The sequence below is a fragment of the Agrobacterium sp. El2ro-1b genome, from assembly GCF_048298475.1.
GTDB lineage: Bacteria > Pseudomonadota > Alphaproteobacteria > Rhizobiales > Rhizobiaceae > Agrobacterium > Agrobacterium fabrum.
Window position 1 is genome coordinate 2011942 of sequence record NZ_CP103459.1, and the last position, 13244, is coordinate 2025185.

General features: G+C 59.1%; 12 protein-coding genes. 10 read left to right on the plus strand and 2 right to left on the minus strand.

What is annotated here, in order from left to right; genetic code table 11:
• Positions 1-91: 91 nt before the first annotated feature.
• Positions 92-565, minus strand: coding sequence for a VOC family protein (locus NYR50_RS23255; RefSeq protein WP_006311917.1), 474 nt, complete (start codon positions 563-565; stop codon positions 92-94).
• 236 nt (positions 566-801) lie between these two features.
• Between NYR50_RS23255 and NYR50_RS23260 the strand changes: the two genes are divergently transcribed.
• The 4 genes from NYR50_RS23260 (at position 802) to NYR50_RS23275 (ending at position 5627) form a co-directional block, all read left to right on the plus strand.
• Positions 802-2586, plus strand: coding sequence for a methyl-accepting chemotaxis protein (locus NYR50_RS23260; RefSeq protein ID WP_418138177.1), 1785 nt, complete (start codon positions 802-804; stop codon positions 2584-2586).
• Between the two features lie 404 nt (positions 2587-2990).
• Positions 2991-3929, plus strand: coding sequence for an IS110 family transposase (locus NYR50_RS23265; RefSeq protein ID WP_418138178.1), 939 nt, complete (start codon positions 2991-2993; stop codon positions 3927-3929).
• A 234-nt stretch (positions 3930-4163) separates the two neighbouring features.
• Complete coding sequence (locus tag NYR50_RS23270; RefSeq protein ID WP_418138293.1) at positions 4164-5057, plus strand: transglycosylase SLT domain-containing protein; 894 nt, start codon at positions 4164-4166, stop codon at positions 5055-5057.
• Positions 5058-5225: 168 nt separating this feature from the next.
• Positions 5226-5627 carry a hypothetical protein gene (locus tag NYR50_RS23275; protein ID WP_162688099.1) on the plus strand — a complete coding sequence of 134 codons (402 nt, stop codon included), beginning with the start codon at positions 5226-5228 and terminating at the stop codon, positions 5625-5627.
• A gap of 48 nt (positions 5628-5675) precedes the next feature.
• Here NYR50_RS23275 and NYR50_RS23280 read toward each other — a convergent pair whose 3' ends face one another.
• Positions 5676-6578 (minus strand): hypothetical protein, encoded by a 903-nt coding sequence (locus NYR50_RS23280; protein WP_418138179.1) that lies wholly within the window; start codon positions 6576-6578, stop codon positions 5676-5678.
• Between the two features lie 191 nt (positions 6579-6769).
• Here NYR50_RS23280 and NYR50_RS23285 point away from each other — a divergent pair, with 191 nt between their 5' ends.
• From NYR50_RS23285 to NYR50_RS23310, 6 genes are all read left to right on the plus strand, one after another.
• Positions 6770-7750 (plus strand): 3'-5' exonuclease, encoded by a 981-nt coding sequence (locus NYR50_RS23285; protein WP_418138180.1) that lies wholly within the window; start codon positions 6770-6772, stop codon positions 7748-7750.
• Between the two features lie 226 nt (positions 7751-7976).
• Positions 7977-9062 (plus strand): ABC transporter ATP-binding protein, encoded by a 1086-nt coding sequence (locus NYR50_RS23290; protein WP_418138181.1) that lies wholly within the window; start codon positions 7977-7979, stop codon positions 9060-9062.
• Between the two features lie 30 nt (positions 9063-9092).
• A complete protein-coding gene (locus tag NYR50_RS23295) occupies positions 9093-10382 on the plus strand; it encodes an ABC transporter substrate-binding protein (RefSeq protein ID WP_418138182.1) in 1290 nt (429 codons plus the stop codon).
• Positions 10383-10618: 236 nt separating this feature from the next.
• On the plus strand, positions 10619-11530 hold the full coding sequence (locus NYR50_RS23300) for an ABC transporter permease (RefSeq protein ID WP_174009737.1): 912 nt from the start codon (positions 10619-10621) through the stop codon (positions 11528-11530).
• Positions 11531-11533: 3 nt separating this feature from the next.
• The gene (locus NYR50_RS23305; RefSeq protein ID WP_173988407.1) at positions 11534-12352 is read left to right on the plus strand and encodes an ABC transporter permease; all 819 of its coding nucleotides are present in this window, start codon (positions 11534-11536) and stop codon (positions 12350-12352) included.
• A gap of 11 nt (positions 12353-12363) precedes the next feature.
• Positions 12364-13107 carry an aspartate/glutamate racemase family protein gene (locus tag NYR50_RS23310; protein WP_418138183.1) on the plus strand — a complete coding sequence of 248 codons (744 nt, stop codon included), beginning with the start codon at positions 12364-12366 and terminating at the stop codon, positions 13105-13107.
• The last annotated feature ends 137 nt before the right edge of the window (positions 13108-13244 follow it).

Sequence of the window (13244 nt, forward strand, 5' to 3'; positions counted from 1 at the left end):
TAAATCCAAGAAATAGAATTTTTTCTTTAGTTTTCAATGGCTTGTGATTTTTACTTAACTTCGCTACTTGCTGCTGAGTCGGTCGCTCGCGTCAACCGCGACGTGCGGCCTCGATGGCGGCGACGTCGATTTTCTTCATATCCATCATCGCGTCGAAGGCGCGTTTGGCCTCTGCGCCACCGGCAGCCATGGCGTCCATCAACACGCGTGGCGTGATCTGCCAGGAGACGCCCCATTTGTCCTTGCACCATCCGCAGGCGCTTTCTTCACCGCCATTGCCGACGATGGCGTTCCAGTAACGGTCGGTTTCTTCCTGGTCTTCGGTCGATATCTGGAACGAGAAAGCCTCGCTGTGCTTGAAGGTCGGTCCGCCGTTGAGGCCGATGCAGGAAACCCCGGCTACGGTGAATTGCACGGTCAGCACATCGCCCTTCTTGCCGGAGTGAAAATCGCTCGGCGCATGATGCACGGCGGTCACGGCGCTATCGGGAAAGGTCTCGGCATAAAATCTGGCGGCAGCCTCCGCGTCCTTGTCGTACCAGATACAGATCGTGTTCTTTTCCATGTGCATGATCCTCCCAAAGTTGAAATCTTTCCCGGCCGGTGGAATTCAATGGCCGATTGCCCATTCCTCATCAGGCATAAAATGCGACCGTGCGAAAAACGTTCCGAAAATTCCGGGCCCCGCCGTCCCAATCCTGATGGCGAAAGTCAATATTATCCTTAAATATTATTTAAGAATGCAATCATAATATTCATGAATAATTTTCGATATGAACTTATTTCATCGGAGGACTGCGCGTGACTATTCTTGATCGTGGTGCCAATGCTGTCGCGGTTCTCGCCGCACTTTCCAAATCCCAGGCCATCATAGAATTTGACCTCTCCGGAAAGATTCTGACGGCCAATGAAAGTTTCTGTCGGGCGCTCGGTTATGAGCTTGCCGAAATCGTCGGCCGGCATCACAGCCTGTTCGTCGAGCCCTCCGTCGTGTCGTCACCGGAATACAAGGCCTTCTGGTCCAAGCTTGCATCCGGCCAGTTCGATCAGCGGCAATATAAGCGCATCGGCAAGGGAGGCCGCGAAGTGTGGATCGAGGCCTCCTATAATCCGGTGTTCCGCCGAGGCAGGCCGGTGAAAGTGGTCAAGATCGCCACCGATATCACCGAACGCAAACTGAAGGCGGCGGAAGATGCTGGCAAGATCGATGCCCTGTCGCGGGCGCAAGCCATCATCGAATTTTCCCCCGAGGGCGAGGTTCTGACCGCCAACGACAATTTCCTGGCGGCGCTGGGGTATTCGCTCAGTGAAGTGCAGGGCAGGCATCATTCCATGTTCTGCGAACCGGCCTATACACAATCGTCGGAATATAAGCAGTTCTGGCAGAAGCTTGCCGGCGGCGATCTCGTTGCGGATGAGTTCATGCGGCTCGGCAAGGGCGGCCGCAAGGTCTTCATCCAGGCCTCCTATAATCCGATCTTCGATATGAACGGCAAGGTGTTCAAGGTCGTCAAATTCGCGACTGACGTGACCGGTCGCGTCGAGAATGTCGAGAAACTGGCGCAATGTCTCAACGATCTCGCCGAGGGCGATCTGGCGCAGAGCATCGACAAGCCTTTCATTCCTTCTCTTGAAAGACTGCGCACAGATTTCAACGCGGCTTCGGAAAAGCTGAAGAGGGCCATGACGCTGGTCTCCGAAAATGCCGGTGCGATTTCCTCGGGTTCGAACGAGATACGCTCCGCTGCCGACGATCTGGCCAAACGCACCGAACAGCAGGCCGCCTCGATCGAGGAAACGGCCGCCGCCCTCGAGGAGATCACCACGGCGGTCAATGATTCCAGCCGCCGGGCGGACGAGGCCGGCAAGATCGTCGCCCGTGCCCGCGATCATGCGGAACATTCCGGCCAGGTGGTGCGCGATGCGATCAGCGCCATGGATCAGATCGAAAAATCGTCCCGCGAGATTTCCAACATCATTGGCGTGATCGACGAAATCGCCTTCCAGACCAATCTTCTGGCGCTGAATGCGGGTGTCGAAGCGGCGCGTGCGGGGGAGGCGGGCAAGGGTTTTGCCGTCGTGGCACAGGAGGTTCGCGAACTCGCCCAGCGTTCGGCAACCGCGGCGAAGGAAATCAAGAGCCTGATCAATGCCTCGGGCGCGCAGGTGGAAAATGGCGTCGGCCTTGTCACCAGGGCTGGTTCGGCCCTGCAGGAAATCGCCGAGCAGGTGCGTGACATCAACACCAATGTCGTTGCGATCGTTGAGGCTGCCCGCGAACAGTCCACGGCGCTTGCCGAGATCAACCAGGCGGTCAACACCGTCGATCAGGGCACCCAGCAGAATGCGGCGATGGTTGAAGAGCAGACTGCCGCAAGCCATAGCCTTGCAAGGGAAGCGGCGGCGCTGTTTGAGCTTCTCGGGCAATTCCGGTTCGAGGATGCGCCGCGATCGACCTCCTCCTCTCGCAACCGCTTCGAGCAGCAGGCCGCGCCCGTTAGTCCGCGCCACAGCCCATCTCGTCCGCTTGCGGCACGCGGTTCGGCCGCTGTTGCGGTCAAGCATGAAGAGTGGCAGGACTTTTAAGGCAGGCTAAGTCGCCCTGAAGTCGATACTGAGGGCGCACATGCTCTCGACGTCATCCTCGCACTGAAGCATAGCGGTGGATGTGGGATGACAGATCGTACCAAACTCTCCAACGTTATCCTCGGGCTTGTCCCGAGGATCTGCAACCGATTGATTTTATTAGAAGTGGTTAGATCCTCGGCGCAGGGCCAAGGATTGTTTGTTGCTTTCCGGGTATTGTCGGTGCGGGACTGCGGGCCCTTCACAGCCCGCAGTCCCGGCGGCGGGCGACCGTCCAAGGATCGGGACCACGCTCGACGTCATCAAGGTTCCCTGCCGCCTTTGCTTCACCGCTTGGAGAGTTGATTGGGCCGCTGATCGCCACGCCCGCAAACAATCCGAAGCCTGCAAAGGATAGCAGACCTATGGACTTTTTGCACACGCCACCCCTTCGATGCCTCGGTGTCGATGTCGCCAAGGACAGTCTCGTCGCCAGCGAGGGTAGCCGCATCCTGACCGTCGACAACAACCGCTGCGGCGTCCGCGCGCTGCTCAAGACGATGCGGCCGGATTTCGTCATCTGCGAACCGACCGGCGGATACGAGCTCATGCTGCTGGAGGAATGCCTCAAAGTGGGCATTGCCTGCCATCGCGCCGATGTGATGAAGCTCAAAGCCTATATCCGTTCGCTGGGAACGCTTGGCAAAAGCGACGCCATCGACGCCAGACAGATGGCTGCCTATGGCTGCGAGCGTTGGACGAGGTTGCCGCTATGGCATGCGCCGGATGCCGATGAGGTGGAATTGCAGGCGCTGGTGCGGCGCAGGACCGATCTGGTGGCGCTCAGGGTAGCCGAGCAGAACCGCTCTAAAGCCCCTGGCGCAAAGGCTATCGCAGCCTCGTTCAAGGCCATGCTCGGTGCCATCCAGCGCCAGATCGACGCCCTCGATGGCCAAATCGCAGCGCTCGTCGAAAGAAGCGACAGGCTTGCCAGGCGCATCCGTATCTGCACCACGGTCAGCGGCGTCGGAACCCTAAGCGCTGCAAACCTGATCGCCCAGATGCCGGAACTCGGCTCCCTGCATCGCCGCCAGGCCGCAGCCCTTGCCGGAACCGCTCCCCATCCCAGCGAAAGCGGAAACGCCAAAGGTCGACGGCGACAGCGCGGCGGAAGACCCCAGGCCAAAACCGCATTGTTCATGCCCGCAATGTGTGCAGCACAGGGAAAGGGACAGTTCGCACCCTTCTACAAACGCCTCATCCAAAACGGAAAACCGCCCATCGTCGCTATCGCCGCAACCATGCGAAAGATCGTCGTGACCATAAACGCAAGGCTCAGGGACGACTTGTTACAACAGAGTTGATGACGCCGAGGGGATGTTTACTCTTCCCAACCGGCTTCAGGCCTCTATCAAAAAACCGGACAGCAGTGGGCAGGCCCGAGGATGAAGTTGGCATGATTGGTTTGGTCTTTCTCGGTGTTCGATATGTGATGACAAGCCCGAAAGCGGGGCATATCTTCCCCATTGACGGATAATCGGCACGTCACGGTTGGAGTTTTCGAGGACACTCGCTTGGCAGGAATATCAACAAGCCGCATGGCTCTTGCCTTCTGTTTGCTTTTCTCAGCCTCAGGCGCGGCGAAAGCCGAAGAGCCCGCCCGGAAAAACACCGCCTGCGCCTATTCCCATGATGTCGCCCCGGAACTTTGCATCAGTGCCGACAGTTACAATAATGATCTGTGCCGCGCCATCGAGGTTCTCGCCGCCCGCCACGCCGTTCCGCCGGACTATTTCGCCCGGCTGATCTGGCGGGAAAGCCTGTTCCGGGCCAGTGCGGTCAGCCCGAAAGGAGCGGAGGGCATTGCCCAGTTCATGCCCGGCACCGCACGGCTGCGTGGTCTTGAAGACAGTTTCAACATTATTGCCGCCCTTGAGGCCTCGTCGCGTTACCTCTCGGAACTGAACGTGCAGTTCGGCAATTTCGGTCTTGCCGCCGCAGCCTATAATGCGGGTGAGGCGGGCCTGCGGAATTTCATCGCCACCGGCCGCCTGCCGACGGAGACCCGCGACTATGTGTTTGCGATCACCGGATATCCCGTGGAGAACTGGAAGGACAATCCGCCGGAAAAGGCCGCACCGGCGCTGGATGACAACCGCTCCTTCCTCGATGCCTGCGTGCGTCTGGCCGATACCCGCACCATGAACGATCCCGTCCTCATTGCCTCGGCCGACTGGGCGCCCTGGGGCGTGCAGCTTGCTGCGCATTATAGTCCTGGTGTGGCGAACCGGCTTTTCACCCGGGCGATATTGCAGCTTTCACAACCGCTGAATGCCGAACGAGCCCTGATCGTGCGGCAGCGGGGCGGGAACTTCGGCTCGCGGCCGCGTTATGCTGCCCGCATCGGCCGTGAAACCCGCACCGAAGCCAACATGCTTTGTGGCGAGATCAGGCGGGCGGGAGTTCCCTGCACCGTGTTCCGCAACCGTTAGCAGCGGCGAGCGCCGGACCGATATGTCTTCGCTCCGCAGGCACGTCGATCATAACAAGTTGATCGGCTTTGCGGCTGTCCCATCTTTCGGGGCGGCATGATCGTGCATAGATTTGCCGCCAATACTGGCCAACGGGGTCCGGCCGCAGGTGTGGGGAATGATCTGGAAATGAAATGGTTTGAAACCGGATGTCTTGTGGCCGTTCTGGTCGTCGTTGCGGCGTGCACCAGCACCGGGGAGACGGAGATTTCCCGCACCGTTGCGGGCTTCGTGGGGCAACCGCGCGATGCCGCAATCGCAAGGCTCGGCCGGCCTAACAAGGTCATCATCGAAAACGGCGAAACCGAATCCTACTGGCTGAAGGTCGATGTGGAGACCTATGCCGGGCTCAGCAACCGGCGCGAAATCAGGACCGTGGACGGGCAGGCGCGGATTTCGGAAACGGAGGGCATGAAGATCAAGGAACATCGTCGCGATTGCATCATCAAGATCACCGCGAATGCCGCCTCCACCATCAAGACGAGCGAGGTCATCGGCAATCCCGCCAATTGCGCGGATCTTTTCAATTGAGCGGCTTCGTGAGGCAGTCCGTTGCGACCGCCCCGGTTGCCAGATGTCTCAAAGCTCCATCTTGATGGTCAGCATATATTCGGTGCCCTTCGCCCGGTCGCGCGTGCGCGATACTTCAAGTGTGACCTTGTCCAGCTTGTGCCCGAGGCTTTCCTTGATCGTTCCGCCCGGCGTATCCTCGCGTCGGAACGAGGTGTTGCCGTAACCGACGCCCATTTTGCGAGTGATGGCGTTTTCCGTATAGGTTCTTCCGAACATCGCCGAAGCCTGGCCGCTGCGCACCGTCGTCTCGAAACCGCGGGAATCGATATCCCGATAGGCCGAGGCGGCAATCGAATTGTCCGAACTGCTATAGCTGCCGCCCGCACTTACTTTGGCGAGGCGATGGCCGTCGTGCTCGAGAGAGACATTGCCGTCGGCAGAAGGTCCGTAACGACCACCGCTCATGCTGTCCTTATAGGTGAAGCGGAAGCGACCGCTGCGCGCATCGACTTGATAATTATAGGAGGCGTCGCCACTGCGGATCTGAATGCCCGGCGCCGGTTCGCTGCCGAGGATCGGTGAAACCTTGTCCGCGAACTGGAACAGCGGTTTCGTGACCTGATCGAACTCCGACTTCGACAATTCCAGCGGTTTGCCATCCGGGTCGAACTTTCCGACCGCCAGGCAGGGGCGCTGGTTAATGATGCTTTTCAGGGCAAAGACCGTGCAATTGTCGCTGGTCGTGCCGGCAATGGCGGCATGCACGGAGTTGCGCAGGGTGTAGCTGCCGCAGCAGGAGAAGGCTTCATTGTCCACGTTCGCGTCTCGCGTATACCCCGTGAAGACAATGCCGCTCGCCCCGTTGCTGAGACCTACATTGGCGAAATGCGGGCCACTTTGCAGCGGAAACAGCTTCAATTGGCTCTGGTCGGCAAGCGTTTTCGGGTTGGAAGGTGATGGAAGCGGCATTCTTCTTCTCTCCTGAAACACGGGAACGGTGCGCTTTTTTTACCATCGTAAATTGAAGTCGCAACCCTCAACTGTACCCTGTGAAATATCCCGTTCCTGTGGATGAGGCTGGACGCTGTTGTTACTGTGAGCCTCTGCGCATATGTTGGAGTACTCAATCTTGATTTCCGGGCACGACGGACACGCGCATAATGACCTCCCAGATGGATTTTTTTGCCCCCGCGGCCGCGCGGCTTCCTCAGGCTGAAAGGGGACGAAAGTCGGGTGGTCGCGAAGCGGTGCCAAAGGCCGGCACGGATGATGAAGCACTTGCCGCGCATCTTGAAGCCACCGGCAATTATCGTGTCCTGCGAAGGCTGCAGCCGCGTCCGATCGTCGATCGCCCGAGACCGGAATTCCCGCGCCAGGGCGTGATCCTCGATACGGAAACGACGGGCCTTGATTATCGCACCGACGAGATCATCGAAATCGGCGTCATCACCTTCACCTTTGATGACCAGGGTGCGATCGGCGATGTCACCGGCATCTATGGCGGGTTGCGGCAGCCTGGCGTTGCCATTCCCGAAGACATCACCCGCCTGACGGGGATTACCGACGAGATGGTGGCCGGACAGTCGATCGACATGGTGCGCCTGACTTCGCTCATTGCCGATGCCGATCTGATCATCGCCCATAATGCCGGCTTTGATCGTCCATTCTGCGAGGCCTTCTCGCCGATCTTCCGTGACAAGGCCTGGGCCTGTTCCGTTTCGGAAATTGACTGGCGGGTGCGTGGTTTCGAAGGCAACAAGCTCGGTTATCTGATCGGGCAATCGGGCTATTTCCATGACGGCCATCGCGCGGTGGATGATTGTTTCGCTCTGCTGGAAGTGCTGGAACAGACCCGCCCCGGCCAGGAGACCACGCCTTTTGCAGAGCTTTATGCAGCAAGCGGGCGTTCAAGAGTGCGGATCTACGCCGAAAACAGCCCTTTCGATATGAAAGATCACCTGAAGAAGCGGGGTTATCGCTGGTCCGATGGTTCCGATGGCCGGCCGAAATCCTGGTGGGTGGAACTGCCGGGAGAGAAGCTCGAAGAGGAACTGCATTTCCTGCGCACCGAAATCTATCGCTGGGATGCCGATCCGACCGTCAAACATCTCACCGCCTTCGACCGCTTCAGGGCGGGATAGGCAAGCCGGTTTGCCGGCGCTGCCGCGACAGGTGTTTGCCAGCGGAGACTATCTACAATCTGGCGCCGGATTGAATACAATTTTGCCAATCAATCGAAAACAATCGCTGCAAATTTAAGCAGTCGGTTGGATGGCGATGCAGTTGTGTTAAAAACTCCGTTTTATATCAACGGCTAAGCCGATTGGCACGCCTCCTGCATGACAAAGATGTCGCAGGAGAGTGTTTATGAGCAAAGCCGCCGCAATCGACATCGCGTCCGTATCCAAGATTTACGGCACCACCACCGCCGTGCATGCGATCAGCCTCAAGATACCGGCTGGAAGTTATTGCTGCCTGCTTGGTCCTTCGGGCTGTGGCAAGACCTCGACGCTCAGAATGATTGCCGGCCACGAGAGCATTTCCAGCGGCGATATCAGGCTCGGTAATATGGTGGTCACCGATCTGCCGCCGGCACGGCGCGGCACGGCGATGATGTTCCAGTCCTATGCGCTGTTTCCGCATCTAGATCTCGTCGACAATGTCGCCTTCAGCCTCAAGATGAAGGGTGCGGATAAGGAGACCCGGCGGGCCAAGGCGCTCGAGATGTTGCAGCTGATGCAGCTCGAGCCCTATGCCAACCGCCGTCCGGCCCAGCTTTCCGGCGGCCAGCAGCAACGTGTGGCACTGGCCCGGGCGCTGATTACCGATCCGGAGGCGCTGTTGCTGGATGAGCCGCTGTCGGCGCTCGATCCGTTTCTCAAGATCCGCATGCGCGCCGAGCTGAAAAAGCTGCAGACCTCGCTCGGCATCACCTTCGTGCACGTCACTCACAGCCAGGAAGAGGCGATGGCGCTTGCCGATATCGTCGTCGTCATGAATGACGGCCGCATCGAACAGGCAGCCACACCGCGTGAGGTGTTCGAGCGCCCGGCCACCGCTTTCGTTGCCCGTTTCATGGGAGATCATAACGTCATCTCCGGCCGCTGCCGCGAAAAATCGGGTGATCTCGTGACGCTCGAAGTGGCGGGCGGTGGCACATTCGTCGCCAGTGGCATGGCCCCGGATGACGGCGCGGTCGACATCGCCGTGCGTACCGACCGGGTCCGCGTCGGCGAGGCCGAGCAGCCGGGCCTCGGTTTCACCGGCATCGTCTCGAACGTCGAATATCGCGGTGCGAGCGTGAATATCGCGGTGGCGGGCGCGGGTATCGAGGATTTTAACGTCATCCTCAGCGATGCCGCCTTTTTCGAAAATCCGGTCAGGACCGGCGACGCCATACCGCTTTCATGGAATGCGGCCGATGCCATCGTGCTCGGCCGGGTAGAGAAGTGACCCCAAAAATAACCCGAGGAGAACTTTGAAATGACCGATATCACCAACAGCAATAAGGGCCTGTCCCGCCGCGGCCTTCTGAAGGCAGGCGCGGCCGCCACAGGTGCGGCGATCGGCTCCGGCCTCATCACCGGCTTCCCGACCATCTGGGCGCAGAACCCCATCACCATCCGCCAGTTCGGCACCGGCGTCTCGAACCTCAATGCCATCGCCGAAAAGTGCAAGGCCGATCTCGGCATCACGCTCGAAATGACGGCGACGGATTCGGATGCGGCCGCCCAGCGCGCCGTCACCCAGCCGAACTCCTACGACATCGCCGATATCGAATACTGGATTCTGAAAAAGGTCTATCCCGCCGGCGTCATCCAGCCGATGGAAATCAAGAAGCTCAAATATTACGACAAGATCGTGCCGCTGTTCAAAAACGGCAAGCTGACGCCTGACAGCGTCGTGGCGCAGGGCACCGCTCCGCATACGGTCGGTTTCGTCGAGAAGCCCGGCGACAAGAAGTTTGCAAAGACCGAGACCGAATATTTCACCATGGTTCCGACCATCTACAATGCCGATACGCTCGGCATCCGTCCTGATCTCGTCGGCCGCGATATCACCAGCTGGGCCGATATCATGGATCCCAAGTTCAAGGGCAAGGCCTCGATCCTCAACATTCCGTCCATCGGCATCATGGATGCGGCGATGATCATGGAAGCGATGGGCAACATCAAATATGCCGACAAGGGCAACATGACGAAGGAGGAGATCGACAAGACCATCGAATTCCTCATCAAGGCCAAGAAGGACGGCCAGTTCCGCGCCTTCTGGAAGAGCTTCGATGAAAGCGTCAACCTCATGGCCTCGGGCGAAGTCATCATCCAGTCCATGTGGTCGCCGGCCGTCGCGGCGGTCCGCTCCAAGGGCATCGCCTGCAAATACCAGCCGCTGAAGGAAGGCTATCGCTCCTGGGGCGGCGGTCTTGGCCTTGCCAAGCACCTCTCCGGTGCGAAGCTCGACGCGGCCTATGAATATATCAACTGGTACACCTCCGGCTGGGTTGGCGCCTATCTCAACCGTCAGGGTTATTATTCCGCCGCCATGGATACGGCGAAAGAACACATGTCCGCCGACGAGTGGGGTTACTGGGTGGAAGGCAAGCCGGCGCAGGGCGATATCATCGCGCCCGATGGCAAGGTGATGGAAAAGGCCGGTGCGGTGCGCGACGGCGGCTCCTTCCAGGAACGCATGGGCAAGGTCGCCTGCTGGAACTCCGTCATGGACGAAGACCGCTACATGGTCCGCCGCTGGAACGAGTTCATCGCGGCTTAGTACCCGAAACAGTTAAGATCGGTGGCGTCGGCTGCCGGTCTTGACAGCGACAGAGCCTCTAAACTCTCCGTCATCCTCGGGCTTGACCCGAGGATCTAACGAACCACCACATCAAACGTGGTTGGATCCTCGGGACAAGCCCGAGGATGACGTCGCATTTGAAGAGAGCTTTGCCTGACACATTACCCGGTGCGAAAGCCGCCGGTGCATCCGCAAATCCAGCGAAAGGCTCCACCATGGTGACGGTCAGACTCATTGGCGTCAGCGAAAAGAAGGATAGACCGCCCCGCAGCTTCGCGCTGCCGCAGAAGCTCGTATCCTATGTGCAGGCCCTGCCGCTTTTCCTGATCCTCGGCTTTTTCCTGGCCCTGCCGATCCTCATGATCGCCGTCGTCAGCTTCTGGGATTACGACTTCGCCCAGATGTATCCCGATTTCGTCACCTTCAATTACCTGGAGACGCTCGGTTCCTGGGTGACCTGGCAGACCTATCTCAACACGCTGAAATACGCGGCCATCGTCTGGGCGATCACGCTGTTCTGCGGTTTCTGGGTCGCCTATTTCCTCGCCTTTCACATTCGCACCACCACCATGCAGATGGTGCTGTTCCTCGTCTGCACCGTGCCGTTCCTGACATCGAACATCATCCGCATGATTTCCTGGATTCCTGTTCTCGGGCGAAACGGTCTCGTCAACAGCGCATTGGTCGGCTCCGGCATCCTTCCCGAGCCGGTCGAGTGGCTGCTTTATTCCGATTTCGCCGTGGTGCTGGCCATGGTGCATCTTTATACGCTGTTCATGGTCACGCCGATCTTCAACACGCTGATGCGCATCGACAAATCGCTGATCGAGGCGGCGCGTGACGCCGGTGCAACGGGGTGGCAGACACTCTGCAATGTCATCATTCCGCTTGCCAAGCCCGGCATGGCCATCGGCAGCATCTTCGTCGTGACGCTGGTCATGGCGGATTTCTCCACCGTTCAGGTCATGTCCGGCGGCCAGAGCGCGTCGGTGGCGCTGATGATGAAGAACCAGATGTCGCTGCTGCAATATCCGGCGGCGGCCGCGAACGCCGTCATCCTGCTCATCCTCGTTCTGCTGATGGTCGCGGGCATCCTGCGCATCGTCGATATCCGCAAGGAGCTTTGATCCATGCATCAGGAAAAACGCGGCCGCGAATTCTACATTCTCGCCTTCTTCTTCGTCCTCTTCGTGCTGTTTCTCTATGGCCCGCTATCGGCCATCCTCATCCTTGCTTTTCAGGGGCCGAATGGCGGGCTGACCTTTCCGCTGAACGGCGTTTCGCTGCACTGGTTCGGCAATCTCTTCGAACAGCAGGCGGTCGGCGATTTCGGCGGCTCGTTCCGCCGGTCTTTCGGCCTTGGGCTGATGGTCATGGCCGTCACCGTCCTCGTCTCGCTGCTGGCAGGCCTTGCATTCAGGCGCAAATTCATCGGCGCGACGCCGCTTTTTTACCTCTCGGTCGCGAGCCTGGTGGTGCCGTCGATCATCATCTCGCTTGGCATTGGTGTTCTTTTCCAGCAGCTTGGGCTGGAACCTTCATGGTATACATCAGCTTTCGGCGCGCATCTCACCTGGACGCTTCCTTTCGGCGTGCTCATCATGCTCGCCGTCTTCAACCGCTTTTCGCCTTCCTATGAGGAGGCGGCCCGCGATCTCGGCGCTTCCTCCTGGCAGACCTTCGCCCATGTGGTGCTGCCGATGATCGCGCCGAGCCTGATCGGTGTCGGCCTGTTCGGTTTCACGCTTTCTTATGACGAGTTCGCCCGCACGCTGATGACATCGGGCACCTACAACACGCTGCCGCTGGAAATCTACGGCATGACCACCAATGTCACGACGCCGGTGCTTTATGCGCTGGGTGCCGTCACGACGCTGTTCTCGCTTCTGGTGATTGCGGCCACGCTCGGCCTGATCGTGACCCTCAACCGCCGCCATTCACGCGGATAAAGAAACGTCCAATGCGCCTCCTCGTCGTCAATCCCAATACCACCCGATCCATGACCGCAACGATCGCCGACGCCGCCATGCGGGTGGTCGGCCGGGATACCGAAATTCTTGGCGTGACATCCTCTATGGGGCCTGTCTCCATCGAAGGTTATTATGACGAGGTTTTTGCCGTTCCCGGCCTGCTGCTCGAACTTGCCAAGGCTCCGGCGCTTGGCGTTGACGCGGCCGTCATCGCCTGTTTCGACGATACCGGGCTCGATGCGGCGCGCGCATTTTGCGATATACCCGTCATCGGCCTCTGCGAGGCGGCGGTCTCCGCCACTGCCTTCATCGCGCAGAAATTCACCATCGTCACGACGATGGAACGTTCACGCCTGCCGCTCGAACATCTGGTTCATCGTTATGGCATGTCCGCCCGCTGCAATGTGCGCGCCGCCGATATTCCCGTCCTATCGCTCGAAGATCCCGCTTCGAACGCCCGCGAAAGGCTGCGGCAGGAGATTGCGCTGGCGCTGAAGGAAGACCGGGCGGAGGCAATCATTCTTGGCTGCGCCGGCATGGCAGATCTGACCACCGAGCTGCGCGCCGAATTCGGCATACCTGTCGTTGATGGTGTCGCAGCCGCCGTCAAACAGGCGGAATCCCTAGTTTCGATGGGGCTTTCCACCGCCAAAAGCGGCGCCTATGCCAAGCCGGTCGCCAAGCCCTATCACGGCCTGCTGGAGGCATTTCGGCCGGACCGCATGACGGCGTGAATCCGCCTTCATCGTTGCTGAAAAAATTTCGAAACGCCGCGACGGATTTTCGCGCCTTTCCCCGTTAAAGTCGAAAATTGCGTGTAAAACGTCATTTATCGACATTTCTTGTCCGGCTTTGCAGGACCGCAACGGAG